The sequence below is a fragment of the Saprospira sp. CCB-QB6 genome (assembly GCF_028464065.1).
Classification (GTDB): domain Bacteria; phylum Bacteroidota; class Bacteroidia; order Chitinophagales; family Saprospiraceae; genus Saprospira.
Genome location: NZ_CP116808.1, coordinates 3,037,802 through 3,061,538, shown reverse-complemented (window position 1 = coordinate 3,061,538; position 23,737 = coordinate 3,037,802). Strand labels below are relative to the sequence as shown.

The window sequence follows — 23,737 nt, the reverse complement described above, 5'->3', positions numbered from 1 at the left end:
GCGGGCCTGCACTCCTCTATACTAAAACAGGCCCCAATGCGATGCATTGGGGCCTGTTTTATCAATATCTCCCTTCTCTTTAATAGGCGCTCTGGGAGTTTAGCTAAGGAGATTCCTGAAAAAGAACTCCTCTTTAGGGGAGTCTAGGTTGGCGGCATAGCCGCCAAGGCCCGAAGGGCCAATGGCCCAGCGCTGCGCAGCAGTGGCCGTAGGCCAGACCCAGGGCGAAACGAAGTGAAGCCCGCAGGGCCGAGCGAATAGCGAGCTGCGGAGCCTAGCGGCGGCCGCCCCGCTAAAAAGGGCGGCCGCGGGCCCCTAAATTATCGGACCAGCACCATTTTGCGTTGCACCTGAAATCCTTCACCTTGGATAGCAAAAATGTAGACTCCAGCGGGCCAATCTCTAGCCCAAAGTTGTAGTTTTTCTTGACCAGCTTCCCAGCTTCCTTCTTCAAAAATACGGCCTTGCAAATCGACAACACGCCAGCTATGTGCTTTTTGGGGGAGTTCAGTCAATTGCAAATTAAAGAATTCTGAAGAGGGATTGGGATAGAGTTTTAGGTTTTGGAAAGGCTGAGCTTCAGCTTGGGCAATAGCAAAAGTAGAGGTCCCTAAAGAGTCTAGATAAATGGTAATATCTCTAGAGCTAATGGCCTGAAAAACCTCTTTTGAGCCTGCGGTTTCTTCTTGGATGAAAACGACCACAGAAGCCTCATTAAAGTCAAAATCTGAGGGATATGTCCAGGTATATCGAAGATGTTCTTGGTCTCCAGCAGCAAATGCCCGGCTATATCGGCTACCATCGGCAGCGGGCAACATTTTGCGCATCACGCTATGGGTATATTCTCCGCTAAAGTAGGTAAGCGAATCTTCTAAAACGGCAATATGCAAGTCATAATCGCTTAGAGGCATATTTTCTAGTGCGGTAAAGGTTACGGCAACTTCTAGGGTATTTCCAGCATAGCTCACAAAAGTATCAATGTTAATATCAAACTTTGGAGACTGAAGCATATCCTCTTCAAAGTCAACCATTTGAAGGTCTTGTGAATTGGCGGTCACACTAAATCTTTCGCCATCTATAAGTGCCTTACCTGCTTGAGATATTCCATACTTGATTACTCTTGCAGAGGGGTCATCGACATTAAGGAGGTTAAAGCGATCGTTTGCATTGGGGAAGCTCGTTTGGTATTGGACCATTACGGCATCGTAAATTACGGGCGTGCGGTACATGAGGTCATAAACATGTTGATTGACATAATCAAAATTGCTAAGGCCTGAATTAGAAAAATGTTCGAGCAGTACGTTTCTGCTACGATTACCAATCCAAACATTATCAAAGGCGACACCATCTAGCCCTTGAACTACGCCTATTGCGCCAAAGGCGATGCGAATGCGTAGGTTGGTGTAATTCATTAGGTCATCAAGTTTATATCGAGCATCTTGCCAGCCGTCTGAGTCGCCAGACCAGCCACGGGGGGCTAGGTTTTGCACACCTGGGCGGCCTGCAACCACATTGTAATTATACCATTCGATCCCTCTTCCTTGTTCGCCTAGAGGCACCCATTTGCGTAAATCTTCGTCAAAATATTCGATTACGGCACCATCATTTCCGGGGTCGGTTTCATAATAAAGATCTAGGCTCATCATTGGGCGTTCTAGGCCAGTCATATCGATACATGGGCTATAAACCCATCCGTCTTCGCCACCAGAAGTATAGGTTCGGTTGAGTCCAGTAATCCATGTATTTCCATGTCCTGAAGCAATTACATTTGCATTAGAGGTTCCCCATTCCCAAAGGTTACTACTGACATTTCCTGCTTCAGCTTCTTCTATCCATCCTCCGGCATCTGCTTCAAAATCTTGGAAGTAGGGAACAGAATCTGTGGGGCGAATTGCAGGAAGAACCAAGATGCGTAATTCTGCAGAATCAGAGCAGTAGTTATTATTCTCTACAAAAAGAGAGGCTGTATACACGCCCTCTTGAGGATAAACATAATGTACGGTATCAATAGTATTTGTATTGAGATCAAAGGTTCCTGAGCGGATGGTTCCATCTCCAAAGTCCCAAACAACCTGAGAAATGGAGTCATAAAGGGTTGTTGTACCAGGCACAGTTCCTGTTAGGCCGAGGTTTGCATTATCTGGGAAGAGCACGGCATCTTGTGTTCCACAGCCATCAATAGAAGTAAAATCTACATTAGGTTGACTATGCACATAAAACTCTGCGAAGGCAGTATCTCGACAAACAGCAGGGAAGTATGTAGAGTCTTCGTAAATAGCTCGAACATTATGTGCCCCAACTCCAGCTACTTGTGGTAGAAGGAAATCTGTATTATTTAATACCCCTGGTCCATCATAACTCAATACTTGGCCTGCAGACAGATAGGGAAAGAAAAAGAGCGTATCCTGTCCCAAACAAACATGCGTGCTCGTATCGCCTCTTCCACTTACAGTTGAAAAGCCAAAAACTGGATTAGGATAAGTGGTCAGTACAGCTTCTGTTCGATTAACACAACCTAAAGCCTCCAATTCATAAACCACAGTATCTATTCGAGTGGAAGTAAGTAAAGTAGGATAATTGGGGTTAGGGTAATAGGTAGCATCGTAGAGCGTATCGGTAGTATTGTAATAATAAAATACCCCTCCTGCTGGCTGTCCATTTAAGCTAACCGGCTGATCTGACTCACAGAAGTAATAGTCACTAACAGTTAGGCTAGGTTGTGGCAGCGGGTTAATCGTTACAGTTAAAGATGTTGTATCGCTACAACCTGTATTGGGATCTGTATAACGGTACTCAAAATCTACAGTTCCCGCAGTATTAGGTGTAGGGGGAGCATAAATAATATTAGGCTGAAATGCGCTATCCTGAGGATTCTGAATCGTTGGGCCAAAGAATATTCCTCCTGCTGGAGAACCAGTCAAAATACCCAAAGTATCATTTGCACAATAAGTATCTCCCAGTTGATCACTAGACAAAATAGGATTGGGGCCTGGATCTACTGTAAATAAAGAATCGACAAAGCTCTTACAGCCATACTGATTTACATAGGTATAACGAATGTTAAAACTTCCAGGATTAGCCGCTCGAGGATTAAATACAGGTCCAAAACCCTGAATACCTGGCCCAGAAAAACTCCCCTCTTCTAGCTGTAAAGAATCTGGATGATTATAGCGCGTAGGTGCAGGAGCCGTCAATAACTGATTAGATGGGTCATTGTAACAGTAAGTATTATTCCCATTTCCTTGATTTGCCGAGTGTCGCCCAATAAATGCCAAACTAATAGGGGCAACAACAGTGAACTCCGCGGTATCATAAGCAATACAGTTACCAATACCCGACTCATAAATCAACCTATATCGAATATCACTAATCTCCCCCTGATGCAAACTAGCTGGACTAAAGTTATTTCCAGCTTGACGAATGGTCCCCGTATGAGGCCCTGTCAACGTAATCAAATCATGTACCCCACCTGCTGGCGTAGAATTAAGCGCCACAATCGCCACATCATTACAGTAATTTGCCTGCAAAGTCGTATCAATAACAGGCTGCTGAGGAGCAAATAACTCAATTGCTTCATAATAAGCCAATATCGCTAAAGTATCTTTCGGATCATAGTTATTCAAATCACGGTCATTTCCAGAACCACTATACTCTATTCGCTCCTCCTTATAAACAATCTGAACCCAAATTGTATCCGTTCCCACAGGAGCTGCTGCAGGATCAATCTGATATCGCTCCTGACCAACAGTACTATTCAAAACCGTTAAACATGCCGCTGGCTGTACATCTACATCCATCAAATACTTTCGACTATAGATTTCCCTTCTTCGCCCCCTATAAGTAGGATCCCAAGGAAAGTTTGCCGTGTCTCTCTCAAACGTAAATGCCGTATCCAAACTACAGTAAGAATAAGGCATTACCCGACCAGGAACATCCCGTACCAAAACATTGGCAGAAGCCTGTGCCAAACAGGGCCCATTCTCCACCTCATAAGTTACTGGAAATGTCCCAATACCCGACTGCGAAGCCAAAAACACCTCCCCATCAATAACATAAGGACCATAAATAGTATCCTCTAAACTATTATTGATGATCAAATTCTCAAAACTCGTTGGAGAAACTCCCTGCAATTGCAAAATAGCACTATCCTCCCGATTCGTAACCGCCGCAAAAGAAGCTCCATCAATATTGTTATTATAAATCGTCGTTACCTGAGACTTATTCTTAGCCGGACAACTCGCCCCCGTTGTCTGCATAGTAGGCACATAATTATAACGAATAGTATAACCTTCAGACAATAACTGCGCATCCAAAATAGAAGCTGCCCCACTTACCCCATTAGGGACAAAGGTATAATCTAATGGATTAGTCGGATTGTTGTTCGTAATAAAATAATTACTTGCCGTGAAGTTCGTAGAACTCAATGTCGAAACCGCTATAGAACCCGTTCCCCCTGAAGAACTAGGCGCAGGAGTCACAAAAATGGCTACACTATCTGTTGTACACATAGTTGTCGGTATAGGCGATACATTGATATCTGGATTCGTAGCCAATAAAACTATAGTATCCAACGCAATTGGAGGATCATTAAAACTAGCCCCCACAGCATAAAGCACAATCGTCCCCGAACTAATATCCTGAGGCGCCTGAAAAGTAATCGTTCCAGAATAATTCCCCGTAGCCCCTTGACGAACCGTCTGAGCAGACGAACTATCCGTAGTATAACCTCCAGTAGGAGGCGATAAATGTCCTAAAGATTCCCAGTTCTGCACATGCGACCAATATATCGTGTCTCCACCAGACCCAGGCTGCGTTTTTACCAATCGATGCCGACCTCCCTTCAATGAAAAAAAGAAAAAATCTGGATGCTCATTATACCCCCCATAATCAATCTCTATCGTATGCCCAGGACAGGCTTCCTGCAAGGCCGAGGGCACACTCAAATTAGCTAAACTGATCGTCTTCTGCCCCCAAAGACACAAGCTCATACTCAAAAACAAAAGGGTAAATATGTTCTTCATAGTGTTCCGTTTTCTATCAAACTAATAGTCTATCTGTTAAAACGTTCTTAAACTTTTCTTCGGCTGCTCTTCCCCATTTTTTTTTCAAACACCTGCTTATTTTTTGGGGCTGCCCCTCCCTACGGTCGGGTCGGGCTGTGCCGTGGCTCGCAGGTCTGCTCGGCCCTCGCAGGCAAAGCCCGCTCGGTCTGTGGCTGCGCCGCACCACTATCCATCCCTCAGCCAGTCGCTTCGCTCCTAACTCTATTTTCATCTCTAAACTAATGATTTCTAAAAATAGAGCTTTTCAATTGCTAAAAAAAGACTGCCTTCCTAAATCTTTTTTTTCTCCCTTATTGTCTACGGTTTGTCTAAAAAAATAGGGCATTTGTCTCTTCAGACAAACACCCTATAAAATATTGTTTTATGTGTCAACCTATTCTGGCAACTCTGTACTAATCGTAAAGCCCAAAGCAGCAGCAGCATCTGCTACCAAATCACCTTGGTTTTGCAAAGCACTAATCGCCTGAAAAATAGGTCCATTATCTCCTACATTTTCCTGCGTCACATATTTGTCAAATGGCGTGGGAATAGCATTAACCTTAGTCATTACATCTGCCATAGCCGTTTCCAAATTACTCGCCTTTTCCTCATCCAAGTTAGTCAACAAGGCCAAAATAGAATGCTCCTGATCACCAATAATTTGTCCATTTACATCCTCATAAGTTCCCGTCAACACATTATTGATTCCCAAAGCATTAGTAATAATATCTCTATGCGTATTATCTGAAAAACAAGAATGCTCATCTTCTTGTGGATTATCTGCGGGATTAGCCTCTAAAGCCACAAACATACGCTCTCCAGCTAATTCTGACTTAGACAAGATAGCCGCTCCACTCAAAATTTTAGCCAAGGCTACATCCTCTTGCATAGCCTCAAAGCTAGTCCGGTAACTTGCTCCAACAGCCCAAGCTGCTTTCAACTCAGCCAATTGCTCTACCAACAACTCAGTAGTTGCCTGCAAATACTGCGCACGACGCTGCGCAAAAATATCTCCTGTAAAATCAGTATGACTGCGATCCCCACCCTGACCAGGGTTCACATTCACGTCTACATCATCTTGGCCCCAAAGCAAAAATTCAATTGCATGATATCCAATGCTAATGTTTTTTTCCCCTCCTTGCTCATTCAAACTAGCCAACAACTCTTTGCTCAACGTAGGATAATTAGCTGTATCATAGACAATTCCGCCATAGACAATATTCCCCGAAGCATCCTCTACATAATCAATGTAGTTTTCATCCAAAGGCCAGGCATTCAAATCCCCCTCAGGTCCATCCGCATCATCAATAGGTCCATCATAAAAACGAAAAGCCTCCGTTTGGCCATAAGGCTCACGAGCCGCTTTCCATGCCGCCTTAGCCGCATCTAATGTTGTAGCAGAAGGCCCTGCAACCAAGTTATTGACCGCCGTTTGTAGTTCCTGCGCCTTCAAATGACTGTCGCTATAAGATGCATAAACAATTTCGCAGTAGTTACTCACTACTTCATCTTTCAAACCTTCATTAGGATCCTCATCCTTCTTACATGCCGTTAGGCTCAATGCGCCCAATGCAAGCGCTAATGTCCACTTTTTCATTACAATTAGTTTATTAAGATTTAATCTAATTAAGTTTAGACGCAAAGATAGCAGCATTCACTTAAGGCCAAAATATTTTGGCCCCTATTTTTAAGGTCTTCTTAAATTTAAGGCTACTGCCAACTTTATCACAGAAAAAGGGGCTATTTTTCATTCATTTTGGTCAAAAGCAAATTATGTCCAATACCTCCGAAAATCAACCACAACCCATTCTTCGCGATTTACTGGCCCTTGACCGCACGCATCTCGCCAATGAACGCACCGCCCTCTCCTTTATGCGCACTGCGCTCTATATGGTCGTTACGGGTTTTGCCATCATCAATTTTTATCCCGATCAACTTAGTGCTCATTATACGGCCTATGCCCTTTTTGCTTTGGGCTTAGTTATTTTCTTTCTGGGAATTTTTCGCTATTTCCAGATGAAAGCTAAAATTTTAAGCCACTACAAAAATTAAAGTCCTACAGGCGGCTTTGCCGCCGCAAAGGAGCGCAGCGACGCGGCTGAGGGATGGAAAGTGGGGCGGCGCAGCCGCAGACCGAGCGGGCTTTGCCCGCGAAGGGCCGAGCGAATAGCGAGCCACGGCACAGCCCGACCCGACCGAAGGGAGGGGCAGCCCCAAAACAAAACCGCTAACTCCCCAATCAAGAAGTTAGCGGCCTAAGCCCTTTAATAGCCTATTTTTTATCTCTGCTTACTCTAAATAACGCTGGTCATTATCAGAACGAGAACGGATTGCTGCACCTGCCGCAATCCCCGCTCCTAAGAGCGCATAACCCGCAAAACCACCCGTACCCATAGTAATGGCCGCCAACAAACAAACGGCAAAGCCAATGCCCTCTACGGTTAGGCCCAATTTGCCTCTAAAGCGGTATTCTGCTGCAGCCTTAAGGGGAATGAGCGAAAAATAGCCGACCACAGCAGCCATGGTCCAGAAAATAATACTTCCAATCAAAAACATATCTCTTATTTTAAATGAGTTCTTACTTAATGATAAATAATTTGCCTTGCATTTCGCCTGTTTTGCTGCGAAACTGCAGAAAATAACTGCCGCTCGCCCAATCCGTAGGCAATTGCAATTGATAACGGCCTGATCCAGCTTGCAGCTGTGCGACTTGCTCCCAAATCAACTGTCCTTGAGCATTAAAAATTCGCCACTGCCCTATTTTTTCGTCTGCTAGGGTCCATGAAATTTGTAAGGGCTGCCCCTTGGGCAAAGGATTGGGGGCCATTTGCCAACTATTCAAATCAGATACTTCTGTTGAAATTACAGCTGTTGGTGCATTAGTATTAAACTGTTGGCTAGGACCATAACCCGCACAAAAGTAATTATAATGCAAAGGCTTTACCCGCCAACTATAGGGAAAGATATCAATACGAGGGGTTAAAATTCGGTTCGTTTGAAAAAAGGTATCCGTCACCAACAATTCTTCTAAAAGTTGGCCACCGCCCATAGGCTCACGATATAATTGAAAGAGATAAGCTGTAGCCCCCTCGACAGCAGTCCAGCGAAAAACAGGATATTCTGCAGGAATAATAGCATTTTGAGCTGGGCTAATTAGAGTGCTCATAGCTGTAATACTATCCGTATTCAAAGGCTGCCCAATCCAATGCCCTCGCTCTGTCAATAAAAAGGCATTCATAGCCTGAATTTGCTCCTGAGAAAAGCCGACTTGGCAACTGCTCAAGGCATAAGACATGATATACCAGCCATCACTCAAAAATGCAACGCTATCAGGATCTAGCTGTGTAACTGTGCTCGCCCCATTTGCAGCATTGCAAGCCCAACGATAAGCCAAATAATCTGCTGGCGTATCACAAAAACCATCGGCAGCAATTCCACAATTGGCATTTGGCCCAGTTCTAGGCACTTTTTCTACTAAAAGAGTATCGATAATCAAGGTATCGGGATAAGGTTGATCCTTGAAATCTGTGTAGTTAATAGTAACCGTAGTGGGGGCAGGCTGAGAAAAACTAGTCTGTGGACTAGCATTCCAACTTTGTCCCCCTTCCCAACCGATAAAAGTATGCGGCAAGCCCAAAGCATGCCCCAATTCATGGGCAAAAGTATGACCAGTTAAACAACTATTGCTCATAGCTACCCCCGCATAAGGCAGATTATAGCCACAGTTTCCCGCTGCTGCCGAAGCCACAAAATAGACGTTCAAACTGCTGTCTCTATTGTATTGCAGCATCTTTTGCCCTCCCTGCGCAACCGAATCATGCGCATAAAAATCACTATCGTAAATTTTACTAATCGGTGGCTCTACATAAAACTGTATGCCCGTAGCCGAAAAGTCTGTATTGAGCTGACAAACCGACTGGAAAATATGATCAATCGGAATACTGCCCGTGCTATCATCTCTAAATACCTGATGAATCGTGAGCCCAACATATTGAATACTATTCGATTTGGCCTGCAATAAAGGTGCATATTGACTAGGGTTCGCCTGATAATCTTTTAACCAAGCCGATTTATGAGAGGGACTCCCACAAGACAACCACTCAAAGGGTTCTTGAGCCAACAAACTGCAGCTCAGCAAAAGTAATGGAAATAATAGTAAAGTTCTTAGCATCATCTTTTTTTTGAAAAGATAAGCTTCTTTTTCCTGAACTCATTTATATCTAGTCAGATATTTGGGGCCTCCGCCTCGCTACGCTCGTCGGCGCTACGCTTTGGGGCTCGCAGGTCTGCTCGGCCCTTCGTTTTTTTTCGCTGCGCTCAAAAAACTTGGTCTGGCCTTCGGCCACCCCGCCGCATCGCTAGGCCAGAGGCGGCAAAGCCGCCTCTTAAAGCTCCTCTAGGGGTTCCCAGATATGATTCTCCAAATTTTGGATTTGGTCCTCTACAATTTCTAGCCCCTCCGCCTCTAAAAGCGCCTGCATAGTTTGTCCCCCAAAGTGCAACTTGCCTGTCAAACGCCCCATTCGATTCACTACCCGATGAGCAGGAACATCTCTAGGGCATTTATTAAGTGCATAGCCCACTTGCCGAGCCGCTCCAGTTTTTTCTAAAGCCTCCGCAATTCGACCATAAGTACAAACCTTTCCTCTAGGTATTTGGCGAACTAACTCATAAATCGCTTCGTAAAATTCAGTGGCCATCTTTTTCCTCAAAGTTAAGCGTTATTCGTTAACCAAAGAAATAACTGAGGGTCGAGATCCTTTTGCCGCAAGGGGTTTTCTTGGTAATTTAAACTCTGCAATCCCTCCAAATCCATTATACTCAAGGGTAGATCCAATAACTGATTGTTTTCTAAACGCACTGTTTTCAACTGCTGAAGTAAGCCTATTGTAGCAGGCAATTTGGCCAACTTATTCCCCCGAACAGATAACTCACTCAACTGTCCCCAATTCTTTATTGTCGGAAGCTTTTCCAATTCATTATTATCCAAATTTAGCAGTTCTAACAAAGGAAGACGCGCCAAGGCAAAAGGCAAGCGCTTTAAACGATTCTGACTCAAATCTAAACGCCACAACTTCTGCCAAGAAGCGACCTTAGAAGGCAAACACTCCAAACGATTATTTCGCAAACTCAACTCCTCTAACTGACAACAAGACCCAATACTCTTTGGCAGACGGACTAACTCCCCCTGCTCGATCACCAACTTTCGCAAAAAAGACAATTTCCCCAAACTAGCCGGTAAAACCTTTATGGGACATGCTACAATCTGCAGTTCTTCTAACTGCTGTAGTTGGCCAATCTCCTCCGGCAAAAAAGAAACAGACAACTGCCCCAAATGCAGTCGGCGAAGCTGCTGCAACTGCCCAATCTCTTCAGGCAGCTCTTCCATTAAACTCATCTGTAGCTGCAGTTCCTCCAATTGATGTAACTGCCCAATACTAGCCGGCAATCTCCTGCTCTGACTATGAAAAATACTCAGCTTTTTTAAGTTCTGTAAACGCCCCAATACCTCCGGAATCCGATACAAGGACCGCTGCTGTATAAATAAATGCTCCAAAGCAAATAACTGCTGTATCTCCTTACTCCCCATCTGCTTCACAACTTGCTCACAGCTCGCCATGTACAACACCTTTAGCTCTTCTAATTCCCGAAACATAGGAATCTGAAGACTCTTGATCCAACTTAAGGCCATCTCTATATTTGCCCGATCAGCAGACTGAAACAATTGCCAAATCTGCTCCTTAAAAGGATGTTCCTCTTGGTTCTTCTCTTCCTGAACCAACATATAACGGCTGTAGTAATACTTGTTTATTGCAGTTCCTGACATAAGCAAATATTTTAATAGGGGTTCTTTAAATATGCTTAGCATAAAGCTAATTCTATCTCCTATTACTAAAAGTGAAAAAGATCACATAAGCAAATAAAATTCCAAGCAAACAAATTAACTCAAAACAAACTACTGTCACAAATAACCTATCTTTAATTTTTTATTAGCAAAGTCCGTTTTCACTTTTTTCATTCATTACGGCAAAATGCCCTATTGGGTTCAGCTACTCTACTTATTTTTCCTATCTCGATTAACTTTTGGCGCCCCCAAAAAGCGCAAACTCAACAAAGAGTTCATCCCTTTTCCAGAAGTTTGTTGATCATTTCCCTTTAATTTTTTTTAAAATCCATTATTTTAAGCGCCCAATAAAGCGATTTTGCAATCAATCATTTGGGCAACATGCAGGCAGGCCACCCCTAGCCTTTTTTTATGCCCAATGAGCTCCTCTCTAAGGAGCTCTATAACTTGCTAGTTAATGAAAACTTTTTTTTGGACCCTTCTTTCCTTATTCTTTAGCTCTGGCCTGCTGGCCCAAGCTCCCAATAGCTCTCCTAGCGCCCTAGATAGTAGCCGACAAGACTCCATCGCCCAAGCCCATATCCAACAACTAGCCGATAGCCTTGCCCAAATTGACGTAAAACGGGATACCCTCCCCCAATACGATACCCTAGACCTAGCTAGCTTCCGCTACGAATGTATCCAAGAAAACGAAGAGAGCTTTCTGCTCTTTTCCGTTGTCAACCAAAAGCCCTTTTTAGGCAAAATTTCTATCAATGGACAAGAGCAATTACTTTTGTTTAAAAATGGAAAAAGCCGAACACTTATTCAACCTGACCTCAACGGAAAGCTTTATCAACTCTCTAGCCAATCAGGCCGACAAAAGACGCATGAACTCGTCCACCTCCGAAAACGTACCGACGGAAGCATCCGCGTGAAACCTATCCCCCTCTGGTGGTCTATTCTCCCCCCCCTCGTAGCCATCCTAATCGCCCTGCTCTTTAAACAAGTGGTCCTAGCCCTTTTCCTCGGCATCTTTTCTGGCGCCTGGATCGTCAGCGGTATGCCCCTAGAACCCTACCTGATCGTTAAGAGCTTCTTCAGCGTCCTCGATACCTATATTATTAAAGCCCTTTCCGATAGCGGCCACCTCTCGGTCATCCTTTTCTCTATGATGATCGGCGGTGTAGTGGCCCTGATCTCCCGAAATGGCGGTATGGCCGGAATCGTCAAACAATTAGCCCCCCTCGCCCGCGGACCCAAAAGTACCCAACTCGTCGCCTGGTTCCTCGGCATCGCTATCTTCTTCGACGATTATGCCAATAGCCTAATTGTCGGTAATACCATCCGCCCCCTTAGCGATAAATACAAGATCTCTAGAGAAAAACTCGCCTATATCGTAGATAGTACAGCCGCCCCTATCGCCGCTATCGCCTTTATTACCACCTGGATCGGCGCCGAACTCGGCTATATCGAAGATGCACTCCCTAGCCTAGAAGGAATCGGCCAAGTCCCCTCTGCCTATTCGGTCTTCCTCTCTTCGCTCCAATATTCTTACTACTCTTTCTTTACCCTCCTTTTCATCCCTATTATCGTGATTTTCGGCCGCGACTTCGGCCCTATGCTTAAAGCCGAACGCCGCGCCCGCCACCAAGGACAAGTCTTTGCCGTCTCTGGCAATGAAGGCGATAGCAGCGAACTAGAAGAATTAGACCCCAAACCTGGCGCCCCCCTCCGCTGGATTAACGGACTCCTCCCCATCCTCGTGGTGGTCCTCGGCACCCTGCTCGGCCTGATCGATACAGGCATGAATAGCTGCTACCAAAGCCTGATCGATAAAGGCCTTACTCTAGAAAGCAATAGCTGGGAACTGATCTGGCAAGAACTCGGCTACCTAGAAGCCGACCTCAGCCAAGGCCTCGCCGCCGCAAAAACTGAAGCCCTAGCCATTTCTGACTTACGCAAATTAGGCATCCTTATCGGTAGCTCCGACTCTTATTCTGCCCTCCTCTGGGCCTCACTTTCTGCCATTATTGTCGCTATTTTCCTCTCGATGATCCAAGGGATTCTCAAATTAGGAGAAGGCCTAGAACTAATGGTCGCCGGCTTTAAAACGATGGTGCCCGCTCTCCTCATTCTGGTCTTTGCCTGGTCCCTCGCCCTCACTACGGAAGAACTCGGCACCGCCGAATTCCTGACCTCTAGCCTAGAAGGAAACCTCAGCCCCTATTTCCTTCCCGTGGTCATTTTTGTCCTTTCTGCTCTAATTGCCTTTTCTACTGGATCTAGCTGGAGTACTATGGCGATCCTCTACCCTATCGCCATTCCCATGACTTGGGAACTCTGCCGCGCCAATGGGCTCCCCATGGATACCACCTGGGCCCTGCTTTATAATAATATTGCTATCGTCCTCTCGGCCTCGGTCCTCGGCGATCACTGTTCCCCTATTTCCGATACCACTATTCTTAGCTCTCTAGCTTCAAATTGCCGCCATATCGATCATGTGCGCACACAACTCCCCTACGCCCTGACCGTCGGTGGCGTGAGTTTGGCCTGCGGCTACGCTAGCACAGCCTTTGCCCTGCCCTTTACGGTCTGCTTCCCCGCAGGCTTGGCGGTCTTGCTCTTAGTCGTCATCTTCTTTGGCCGATCAGTCAAAAAGAATCCCCAAGCAGAGGATACCCCCTCTGAACAGCCCCCCATAGAAACAGAACAATAATATTCCTCTGGCCCTCTTCACTTTTGTGTTGAGGGCCTTTTTTTGGGGCCTCCGCTGCGGCTTTGCCTTGCGGCGCTACGCTTCAGGGCTCGCAGGTCTGCTCGGCCCTGCGGCCTGACGGCCTTGGTCTGCGGCTTCGCCGCCCCCTTTCGCATCGCTAGGCCAATACTGTGGGTTGAAACCCACAGGACTATATGATAGAAATTTTGCACCAAAGGACCAATACAGAAAATTCCGGGATTATTTAAAATTTTGTGTGCGCCCTTTCCTACGCCTAGGGACAAGCCCCTAGGCTAACTTTTCAGACAGCCCTCTAAAGAGGGCCTTTGGATAAGGAGCTTCTCTGCAATAACTACTTAGAAAGGCCCTGTATATCTACCTTTGAGGCCCTTTAGGGCTGACTCCATTGGATTACCCTAGGGGCAAGCCCCTAGGGTAATATGACAAGCGATTAAATACAAGAGTTTTCTATATTTTGGTTTTAAGCCTCCCTAGCTAAACTGTCGTAGGGGCAGCCCAGAAAAAAAAGATAGGGCCTTAAACAGCTTCCCCTAGCTAAATGTATTGATGCAGATGCCTTGGGGGATTCCCCCTAGTTAAATGTATCGATGCAGATGGCTGTGGCGCAACGCCACAGCTAAATGTAACGATGCAGATGGCTGTGGCGCAACGCCACAGCTAAATGTAATGATGCAGATGGCTGTGGCGCAACGCCACAGCTAAATGTAATGATGCAGACGGCTGTGGCGCAACGCCACAGTTAAATGTAATGATGCAGACGGCTGTGGCGCAACGCCACAGCTAAATGTAATGATGCAGACGGCTGTGGCGCAACGCCAGAGCTAAATGTAACGATGCAGACGGCTGTGGCGCAACGCCAGAGCTAAATGTAATGATGCAGACGGCTGTGGCGCAACGCCACAGCTAAATGTAATGATGCAGACGGCTGTGGCGCAACGCCAGAGCTAAATGTATCAATGCAGATGCCTCTGGCGCAACGCCAGAGCTAAATGTATCAATGCAGATGCCTCTGGCGCAACGCCAGAGCTAAATGTATCAATGCAGATGCCTCCGGCGCAACGCCAGCCCTATCCTGAGCAAACAAATCAGTGCAAAGAAACTTCTTCAAGCTATTTGCAGGGCGGCAATTGGTCCAGAAAAATTGATTTGGGCAAATAGCCAACTGCAAAACGGCTGAAAACAGGCATTTAAAGCAAGGCGAAAAGATGAGCGGCCTAGCGATGCGAAAGGGGGCGGCGAAGCCGCAGACCAAGGCCGTCAGGCCGCAGGGCCGAGCAGACCTGCGAGCCCTGAAGCGTAGCGCCGCAAGGCGAAGCCGCAGCGGAGGCCCCAAAACATCCATAAACTATCGCCCATAAACAAGCAAAGGCCGCCCCCCCGAGAAGAGAAGAGCAGCCCCAAAAAAAAGCCTGCATTGCTGCAGGCTAACAAAACACAAAAATCGAATACATCTTCTTTATTAAGTTGAGCGATAATTATAGCGCAACTGCAGGAAGAACTGACGGCCAGGGCTAATCGCCATGCTACCGCTATCTCCCGAATGCGCAGAGCCGCTATCGCCTCCCGTTACGGTTTGCACATTGAGCAAATTGCGAATGCCCGCCCCTAGGGTCCAACTCTTTTTAAAGCGCTTTTGCACAGTCAGGTCCATTAAAGAATAGGCGCCTAAGCTATATTCATAAACCTCATTTTCTTGAGTGATGGGATTGTAGGTCTCGGCATAGCGCAATAATTTATCATAATCTCGGCGAAAAATGGAGCAGCTCCAGCCCGTTTTGGCCCAATGATAAGACAACTGCTGGCTAAATTCTAGGGTATAATTGTAGCGGGGCACCGCCTCCGACTCTTGGCTAAGGCTATTGTATCGGCCCGTATAAATGGCGCCCAATTGGACGCGCCAACCGCCCTTTTGGTAAGACAAGCGATAATCGGCGCCTAAACTTTCGTAGCGATCCAGATTAAAATAGCTATACTGATTGCTCGCATTGGGGGCAGGTTGATAACTGCCCGTGCTGTCGACCACAAAATCTTGTAGCGTAATTTGGTCCTCAATATAATTGTAGAACAAATTGAGGCCCGTTTGCCAAGGCCCTTTGCGGTAATCTAGATTGAGACGCAGATGCTGAGAGCGCTCCGCCTTGAGATCGGCATTTCCCTGAATAAAATGGTTGGCATCTACAAAATCCATATAGCGCTCTTTGAGCGAGGGCGCCCGAAAACCCGAAGCATAAGAGCCCCGAAGCGTCCAGTAAGGATGCCATTGCCAACGCCCCTGCAAACTATAGGTCAATGGCGCCTGATAATCGGTATGATAGCTCCCTCTAAGGCCCAATTGCAGGCGTAGCTTGGCCGTGGGCTGATATCGAACCACCCCAAAAGCCGCATAATCGCCCTGCTCGCTATCCTCTTTGAGGCGTTGGCCCAAAGCAGCCTCTTGGCGAAAATCTAAGCCCGCTTGAAAGTCCCAAACTTCTCGAAATTCGGTGGCCATCACTGCTCGAAAATGCCAAGCGGAAAAGGCCGAAGTATCAGAATCTAGGCTATCGTGCCGCAAGGCTTCGGGATTTTCCCCCAGGGGTTGGCGATAAGCATCCTTTTGGCGTTCATACAGATTATTGGCCAAAAAAGCCTGCAAATGGTAGCGTTCATCAATCACCTTCTTCCAAGATAATTGTTGGTCCAAACTGCGGGTAGTAAACGTATAATCGTTGGCATAAGAGAGGCTGGGAAAATTGCCCAAACGAACATCTCCCAACTGATTGATCTCCTCTAATAAGCCCCCAATGCGATAGCGAAACTGCCCCAGCTTTTTGGCATCCCAACGCAAAAAGGCCTGTACATCATGCTGCGTTTTGGGGTTGAAGGCCTGAGAGCGCAGGCTATCAAAACCATAGCCCGCCCAATCCAAATAACGGTAATTGATGCGGCCCGAAATAGACTTATAGCGTCCTCCCAAATAGGCAGACCCCTGATAGCGGCCCTTGCTTTCGCCCAATAGGTGCCCTCCAGCCTGCCAGCCTTCTTTGATAAAATCTTGGGTCACCAACTGAATCGTGCCGCCCAAGGCATTACTGCCATAAAGGACCGACATTGGCCCCTCGACGATCTCGACCTGCTTGAGGTTTTCTAGGCCCATACGCCCCAAATCGAGCTGCCCATCTTGTCGGCCCACCAAAGGGACCCCATCTACTAATACATTGATATAACGGCCCGATAAACCCTGCATCTCTATTTGAGAACCCAAAACCCCATCCTGCTGGATCCGAATATTGAGTTGTTGTTGCAAAAGCTCATCGAGTACTAAGGCTGCTCGCCTTCTGATTTCCTCCATAGAGATCAGTTGCAGCGGCTCAATCGCCTTCGCCTGCCCAATGGGCAAAAACTCTCCACTCACAATAACGGCTTCTTCCTGTTGCTCCTCTAACAACAAGCTATCGGCAGTAGGTGGAGTTTGGGCGCTAAGCAGCTGCAAACTACATCTCCATAGCAAAAGTGAGAAAATACTGCTAATCCTTAGGTAGTTCATATTTACTTTTTTCTTTTTTGGGGCTGCCCCGCCCTAGCGGGCGGGTCGCTCCCCTCTGGGCTCGCTGTTCGCTCGGCCCTTCGTTTTTTGCTACGCTCAAAACTCGGTCTGGCCTTCGGCCACCCGCTGGGCAGCTCAGCCTGCGGCCCCTTCGGGGCCTGTAGAACGCAGAAAATGAAGTTACTTAAACCGATTCGGGACTGGTCAAGCAGGGCAAAGTATTGAGCAAAGCGCGCCAATCTTCTCGTTCGGGAATACCCGGTTTGCGTGCGCCAAAGAAATAAGCGATTAGTTCTCCTTGCTCATCAAAAAGCTCTAGACTAGAGACGATACCATCTGCAGAAGGTTTGCGGACCCACCAAGCCTCGGCTACGCCAGCCAAATCTAGGTGCAGGTTAAAATCGGGATCCATCACATTGATCCAAGTTCCTCGCTCCAAAATGCGTTTTACTGGACCTGTATGAATTTGGATACAGCCTTTATTGCCGACAAAAACCATAATGGGTTGGCCCGTCTCCGAAGCTTTTTCAAGCATTTCGGTAACGGCTGCTTTTTCCATTTGGCGGGCATGGCCTTCTGGGGCCAAGCGCAAGGCATCTTGGCGGGCCAAGCCATGGCGTTTAAGCATCCCAAAGAAATCGTGCGTATCCTGCAAATTCAACCAATCTTGCTGAAAGGCAGCTACATCTACATCAGCTTTAGAAGCTTCGGGGGCTTCCCAAGCGGGATAAGCCAAGGGGGCCATAGGGGCTTGATCTTCGGCTCGGAATTTCTCCAACAGCTGCTGATAAGCCTCCATATTGCTATCTTTTGTGCAATAAACCTTGTGAACGGCCTCGCCTCTATGATCGAAAAACTGCAAGCCATGCAAAACCTCTTTCCCTTTGGGAATGCCCACGGCATAGATATAGGTCCAGCTAGACAAAAAGAGGCGCAAATCGATATCGGGATTCACCACCAGCCCCACTTGTTGAGTTGGGCCCATAAAAGAGACATTTTCATAAATGCCTTTGCGCTCATGCACCACATAAGGGTTGCGAGTAAGGGCCATAAGGCGGCCCAAAGGCGCTAGGCTAGCCAAAATCTCTTGGGGTTTATTCTCTAGGCGAATACAGCGGTCGCCCAACTCCAATTCTAGTAAAGACAGCTCGGCCACGCCCAATTTCTCGGCGGCTTGGCGGATGCGCAAATGAGGGGTTTCTGCTTTGAGGGCCGCATAAGCTTGGGCCAATTCCTGACTCGTATTCAGTTGATTCTCCATAATAATTATATAGTTTGGCCCTTTAACCAGCCGCTAAAGATGACCTGTGGACAATGATGTATTGGATGTTCTTCTATAAATGTTTCTACTTGATACATAGCTTTAAGGGCCTCTTGCGTGAGGACCTCTTCGGGCCGCCCTAGAGCCCATTGTTGGCCTGGGGCCAAAAGCAGTAGGCGGTCGGCATATTGGGCGGCAATATTGATATCGTGCAAAATGGCCAAAGCCCCTAATTGCTTTTCTCGGCAGAGTTGAGCCACTAGCTGCATCAATTGTTGTTGGTGAGCAATATCGAGGGCGGCCAGTGGCTCATCTAATAAAAGCAGCGCTTCTTTTTGCTCAATCGCCTCCTCCAATTGCCAGAGCAATCGGGCCAATTGCAGGCGCTGTCGCTCTCCGCCCGAAAGCTGTTGCCAGAGGCGGTCTTCATAGCCTTGCAGGCCCAATTGGGCCAGTAAATCCAGCGCTCGTTCATCAGTGAGGGCCTCCTTTTGTTGGGCGTGGCCTAGGCTCATAAACTCTTGGACCTTTAAGGGGAAAGGCAGATGCAGACTTTGCGACATGACCGCTCTAAACTGGGCCATTTCGGGCAGACTGTATTGGGCCAAATCTTGCCCTTTGAGTTGGGCCTTGCCCTTAACGTTGAGGGCAGGCGGTTTTTGTCCCGCCAACCATTGCAAAAGAGAAGACTTTCCGACGCCGTTGGGTCCCAGAACCACCAAGAACTCTCCAGCAGAGAGCGAAAAGCGCAAATCTTCGAGCAAGGGCTTTTGGCCCCAATACAAGGCTGCATCTACATCTAAAAGCATAATTATTCAATTTATTTCTGCCTCCTACAGGCCCCGAAGGGGCCGCAGGCCTAGCGATGTGCAGGGGTGGCCGAAGGCCAGACCAAGCCAGCAAAGCTGGCGCAGGGCCGAGCGAGCAGCGAGCCCCGAAACGTAGCGCCCGCCGCAGGTGGGAGGCCCCAAAAACAAATAAGCCTATACCAGCTGATGTCTTCCTCTGGCTTGAAGGACCAGATAAAAGAAAAGCGGGGCGCCCAAAAGGGTCGTCAATACCCCTAATGGTAATTCTTGGGGGGCCAAGAGACAGCGGGCAAAGGTATCGGCTAGTAAAAGCAGGCCACCGCCCACAATAGCCGAAGCAGGCAACAAAAAGCGTTGATTGCTTCCGCGCCAAAGGCGGATAAGGTGAGGGGCCAAAAGGCCAATAAAGCCGATGCTACCCGAAAGCGCCACCGAAGCGCCCACGGCTAAGCTAGCGGCAAATAAGACCTTCCATTTAATCGTTTGGCTATTCCAGCCCATATATTGCGCCTCCGTTTCGCCCAATAAAAGGGCGTTGAGGGCGGGGCCCATAGGCAACAAAATGAGTATAGCTGGGGCTAGGCAAATCAGTAAAATCAGGAGATTGGACCAGCTACTGCCGGCTAGGCTGCCTAGGCTCCAAAACGTAAAATCTCGGAGTTGGGCCTCATCGGAAAAATAAGTGAGAAGGCCCGTAAAGGCGCCACAAAGGGCGGTAATAGCTACTCCTGCGAGCAGCATACTCGCCGTATAAGTTCGGCCATTTAACGTACTCATACGGTAGACCGCTAGGCAGGCCAAAATGGCTCCCAAAAAGGCAAAAATGGGCAAGCCCCAAAGCGAATAGCTACCTAAAAGTGGGCCGATGAGGACCAAATAAATGGCAGCGGCCAGCATACTTCCGCCTTGCACCCCAATTAGGCTCGGTTCGGCCAAAGGGTTTTGGAAAAGGCCTTGTACCCCGGCCCCAGAAAGGCCCAGTGCGGCCCCTACGGCATAAGCCATCAGCAAGCGAGGCAGGCGAATTTGCCAAAAGAGGAAATAGCTGGCTCCAGCTTGGGTCTGGCCAGAAAGCAGAGCCCATAAATCGGCATAAGAAAGCGGGTAGGCACCAAAAGTAGCTGAAAACAGGAGCAAGAGGACCGAAAGTAGTCCACCTAGCAACAGCCATTGATAGTCTTCTTTTGCCAGATTCATCGCTATTCTTATTTAGATCAATTACTAATAGTGCAATAATAGGGTGTATTTCTAAGACCGCAAAACTTATTTAGACTTATTTCAATTAAGCGGCTTCAAAAGATTTGGGCTCCTAAATATGAAGGTAGTTTGAGATTCCTTAGATTAGCGATTCACCGAACGAATTGGATTGTGAAAAAAATTATTTTAACGGGAGCTTCTGGCTTTTTGGGTTGGCATTTTGCGCAGACTTGGCAATTGGGTACAGCGGCTGTAGGTTTATATTATCGGCAGCAATTTGAGGGGGCCCCTTGGTCTTGGGAGCGCATCAATTTATTGCGTGATCAGGAAGTGCGGGAGTTATTGGATCGTTTGGCCCCTGATGCCATTATTCATGCGGCGGCTATTGCCAACACTAGTTTTTGCGAGGAGCATCCGGCCCTCTCCTATCATGTGAATGTTTATGCGAGTTTAACTTTGGCGGATTATGCCAAGGCCAAGGGGATTCCCTTTTTGTTTGTCTCTTCGGATATGGTTTTCAATGGGCATTCGGCTCCTTATGATGAGGAGAGTTTTGCTTATCCGCTCTTGCAGTATGGCAGTCAGAAATTGGCGGTAGAAGAGGCTTTATTGGCAGATTACCCCAATGCTTATATATGTCGGTTACCCTTGTTATTAGGGATTGGGCCGGATTACAGCAAACATTTTTTTGGGCAGTGGTTGGCACAAATGGCTCAAAATGAGGGGAAACAATTAGCGGCCTTTGCGGATGAGTATCGCAGTCCTTTATCTGCATATGAAGCTGCGCGTTATTTGCAGCAGCTTTTGGCCTTAATTTATTATAATGCAGAGGAAGAGCTGCCTAGAATTTGGCATTTGCCTGGTCCAGAGCGCTTATCTCGCTTGGAGTTGGCCCAAAAAATGGCCCATTGCTTTGGCCTTGATACGCATAATATTTTGGCGGCTAGTTTGGCCGATATTCAGCCGCCACGGCCAGAGGATTTGAGTATGCAAAGTCTTTATGCAGCCCAATACCTCAATTATCAGCCCTTGAGTTTGGCGGCTCAGCTAGAAGAGATTGCCGCCAAGCGTTAAATTATCTACTGTTCACGCCCCTAAACGAAGTCTATTCCCTATGCGACCCTTTCATCATATTCTGCTTAGTAGCCTTATCCTTTTCTTATTTCAGGCTTGTACAGAGTCTGTTCCTGAAAAAGCACAGCCCAAAGGGCCTGACCATCGCTTAAAAGCCAAAAATAGTAAAGCCAATAAGCCGCCTCAATTTGTTGCCGTTAGCATTCCGCATTTGCGACTACGCTCTACCCCTGATTTGGAAGGGGCCGTACTAGAGCGCTTGGCCCTAGAAAGCGTGGTAGAGTATCTAAATGACAGCACTACCTTTACTACTTTGGTGGAAATGGGGGGCGAAAAACGCTATGAGCACTGGTATAAGGTGCGTAGTAATAATGGCAACGAAGGCTGGGTTTATGGCGGCTGCATCAAGTTTTTAAGCGAGCGAGAGAGTTTGCGCTTTCAAAGCATTAAGGAAAGTGAGACACCGATTCCACTTGTACAAAAGGAAGAATTTAGTCCCATGGACCAAGCCCAAATGAAGCGTTTTGGTCAATTGATTGATAAAATCTCCATCCAAAATAAGGGTGCCCTAGAAGAAGCCACCCAATACTATGAGGGCATGTTTCCCAACCGAAAAGCCAGTGTTTCGGATTGGGCGCTGGCCAAACTCATTAGCTTTCAGCAAAAGCTGCATAGCCATTGGCTAGATCGCTTGCCCGCCAGCAAATTCCAAGCGTATTTGAGCGAGCTAAAACGCTACGGCTCTGTTGATATGCAACAAAATGCTAGCCTCAGAGAATTGGACCAGCTTTATCTGGCCTTTGCCCTTGGCCCCAAAGGCGAACTGCTTTTAGTGCCTAATATTGACAAATTTCAGCGACGGGTCTATCGCATGGCCCCAGCAAATGGACGCATTTTCTTGGATCTCTACGCCCAAGACATTGAGGAACCCGTGCTCAAAGATGGCGAAATCATTCGGCCCATTACCGAGTTGGCTGCCCGTCTCATTAGCTGGGATAAATTTTTGTTGCGTTTGCCTGATTATGAGCTCAAAGACTGGATTGAGGAACAAAAAGGCCTTTATTTAAATGCCTTGCTAAAAGGCAGCCCCAACCGCCCCGCTTTTGCTGGCCAACCTAAGCGCCTACAAGATGATTTTCAGTTGGCCTATACCAATTTACTGGAGCAAATGGGCGAGGCCAGCCTCATCCTAAAAATGCGTCCCTATGTAGAGGTTTTGGCCCAAGAAAATTATATTTATAATGACCGAATTAGAGCTGCACAGGCCAAAGTCTATGAATAATAATCTGGGGCTGCCCCTCCCTTCGGTCGGGTCGGGCTGTCTCGCAGCTCGCTAATCGCTCGGCCCTGCGCGGGCTAAGCCCGCTGGGTCTGGCCCTTTGGGCCACTGCTGCCCATCCCTCAGCCGTTCTGGCCTTTGGCCAGGGGCGGCTTGGCCGCCCTCAACTGCCGCTAAACCATCCATTATGATTATTAGTCCATATTTAGAAGAAAGCCAAACGGCCTATTTACTTGAGAAATGGGAAGAAGCCTGTACGGCTTATCAGATCCGCCCCAACTTGGCCCAAGAAATTTGGGACCTCATTTATGCAGCCCATGCGGATTGGAATCGGCATTATCACAATCTTTCTCATTTATACAATCTGCTGCAGCTAGCCGATGAATGGGAAGAGCAGCTGCAAGAGAAAGCCTTGGTCCAAATGGCGATCTTTTTTCATGATGTAGAATATAATCCCAAGTCTAAAGACAATGAGCGCTTATCGGCCCAATTTGCTCGGCAGCAGCTGCGCAAGTCCTTGGGGGCCGAAAAATGCAAACAGCTCGAACAGTATATTTTGAGTACAGAAAAGCATGCGCCTTTGCTCGATGAGCCAGATTGTCGTTTATTTCTAGATTTTGACTTGGCCATTTTGGGCCAAAATTGGCTCATTTATGAAGAATACGCTCAGGCCATACAAAAGGAATACGTCAATTGGTACAACTTCTTATTTTATAAGCAAGGGAGGCGAAAAGCCATGAAAAGTTTTTTGGATCGACCTCAAATTTACTACTCAGCGGCCTTTAGAGAGAAATATGAGCAAGTGGCCAGAGAAAATATAGATCGAGAGATTAGCCAATAGCCGTTAAAAAGCCTATTTTTGGGCCTTTGCCTTTAGGCCAAGGTGCTGGGCGGCTTTGCCGCCTTTCTTTTGGCTGAGGGATGGAAAAGGGGGGCCGCAGGCCAGACCAAGGCGGCAAAGCCGCCGCAGGGCCGAGCGAATAGC

15 protein-coding genes are annotated in these 23,737 nt (G+C 47.2%); 5 read left to right on the top strand and 10 right to left on the bottom strand.

Annotated features, from left to right (window positions below):
* Window positions 1-320 precede the first annotated feature (320 nt).
* Both PPO43_RS11755 and PPO43_RS11750 read right to left on the bottom strand, forming a co-directional pair.
* Complete coding sequence (locus PPO43_RS11755) at window positions 321-5,021, bottom strand: T9SS type A sorting domain-containing protein (RefSeq protein WP_272618001.1); 4,701 nt, start codon at window positions 5,019-5,021, stop codon at window positions 321-323.
* A 415-nt stretch (window positions 5,022-5,436) separates the two neighbouring features.
* A complete protein-coding gene (locus PPO43_RS11750) occupies window positions 5,437-6,639 on the bottom strand; it encodes an imelysin family protein (RefSeq protein ID WP_272618000.1) in 1,203 nt (400 codons plus the stop codon).
* Between the two features lie 176 nt (window positions 6,640-6,815).
* Here PPO43_RS11750 and PPO43_RS11745 point away from each other — a divergent pair, with 176 nt between their 5' ends.
* Window positions 6,816-7,094 carry a DUF202 domain-containing protein gene (locus PPO43_RS11745; protein WP_272617998.1) on the top strand — a complete coding sequence of 93 codons (279 nt, stop codon included), beginning with the start codon at window positions 6,816-6,818 and terminating at the stop codon, window positions 7,092-7,094.
* A 237-nt stretch (window positions 7,095-7,331) separates the two neighbouring features.
* Here PPO43_RS11745 and PPO43_RS11740 read toward each other — a convergent pair whose 3' ends face one another.
* From PPO43_RS11740 to PPO43_RS11725, 4 genes are all read right to left on the bottom strand, one after another.
* The gene (locus PPO43_RS11740) at window positions 7,332-7,598 is read right to left on the bottom strand and encodes a hypothetical protein (RefSeq protein WP_272617996.1); all 267 of its coding nucleotides are present in this window, start codon (window positions 7,596-7,598) and stop codon (window positions 7,332-7,334) included.
* A gap of 22 nt (window positions 7,599-7,620) precedes the next feature.
* The gene (locus PPO43_RS11735) at window positions 7,621-9,216 is read right to left on the bottom strand and encodes a zinc-dependent metalloprotease (RefSeq protein ID WP_272617994.1); all 1,596 of its coding nucleotides are present in this window, start codon (window positions 9,214-9,216) and stop codon (window positions 7,621-7,623) included.
* A 211-nt stretch (window positions 9,217-9,427) separates the two neighbouring features.
* Entirely contained in the window at window positions 9,428-9,742 is a 315-nt protein-coding gene (locus tag PPO43_RS11730; RefSeq protein WP_272617991.1) for an MGMT family protein, read from the bottom strand.
* A 14-nt stretch (window positions 9,743-9,756) separates the two neighbouring features.
* Window positions 9,757-10,869, bottom strand: a complete 1,113-nt coding sequence (locus PPO43_RS11725) for a leucine-rich repeat domain-containing protein (protein WP_272617990.1) — start codon at window positions 10,867-10,869, stop codon at window positions 9,757-9,759.
* Window positions 10,870-11,344: 475 nt separating this feature from the next.
* On the opposite strand from PPO43_RS11725, the gene PPO43_RS11720 reads away from it, so the two are divergent.
* Window positions 11,345-13,585, top strand: a complete 2,241-nt coding sequence (locus tag PPO43_RS11720; RefSeq protein WP_272617988.1) for a Na+/H+ antiporter NhaC family protein — start codon at window positions 11,345-11,347, stop codon at window positions 13,583-13,585.
* A 1,480-nt stretch (window positions 13,586-15,065) separates the two neighbouring features.
* On the opposite strand, the gene PPO43_RS11715 is transcribed toward PPO43_RS11720, so the two are convergent.
* From PPO43_RS11715 to PPO43_RS11700, 4 genes are all read right to left on the bottom strand, one after another.
* Window positions 15,066-17,132, bottom strand: a complete 2,067-nt coding sequence (locus PPO43_RS11715; RefSeq protein WP_272617986.1) for a TonB-dependent receptor plug domain-containing protein — start codon at window positions 17,130-17,132, stop codon at window positions 15,066-15,068.
* Between the two features lie 184 nt (window positions 17,133-17,316).
* Entirely contained in the window at window positions 17,317-18,393 is a 1,077-nt protein-coding gene (locus PPO43_RS11710) for a hemin-degrading factor (RefSeq protein ID WP_272617984.1), read from the bottom strand.
* A 5-nt stretch (window positions 18,394-18,398) separates the two neighbouring features.
* Window positions 18,399-19,202 carry an ATP-binding cassette domain-containing protein gene (locus tag PPO43_RS11705; protein WP_272617982.1) on the bottom strand — a complete coding sequence of 268 codons (804 nt, stop codon included), beginning with the start codon at window positions 19,200-19,202 and terminating at the stop codon, window positions 18,399-18,401.
* Window positions 19,203-19,376: 174 nt separating this feature from the next.
* Window positions 19,377-20,399, bottom strand: a complete 1,023-nt coding sequence (locus PPO43_RS11700; protein WP_272617980.1) for a FecCD family ABC transporter permease — start codon at window positions 20,397-20,399, stop codon at window positions 19,377-19,379.
* 129 nt (window positions 20,400-20,528) lie between these two features.
* On the opposite strand from PPO43_RS11700, the gene PPO43_RS11695 reads away from it, so the two are divergent.
* The 3 genes from PPO43_RS11695 to PPO43_RS11685 all read left to right on the top strand — a co-directional run bounded on the left by PPO43_RS11695 (window position 20,529) and on the right by PPO43_RS11685 (window position 23,593).
* The gene (locus PPO43_RS11695) at window positions 20,529-21,473 is read left to right on the top strand and encodes an SDR family oxidoreductase (protein ID WP_272617978.1); all 945 of its coding nucleotides are present in this window, start codon (window positions 20,529-20,531) and stop codon (window positions 21,471-21,473) included.
* A gap of 40 nt (window positions 21,474-21,513) precedes the next feature.
* Complete coding sequence (locus PPO43_RS11690; RefSeq protein WP_272617976.1) at window positions 21,514-22,755, top strand: SH3 domain-containing protein; 1,242 nt, start codon at window positions 21,514-21,516, stop codon at window positions 22,753-22,755.
* 184 nt (window positions 22,756-22,939) lie between these two features.
* Complete coding sequence (locus PPO43_RS11685) at window positions 22,940-23,593, top strand: HD domain-containing protein (RefSeq protein WP_272617974.1); 654 nt, start codon at window positions 22,940-22,942, stop codon at window positions 23,591-23,593.
* The last annotated feature ends 144 nt before the right edge of the window (window positions 23,594-23,737 follow it).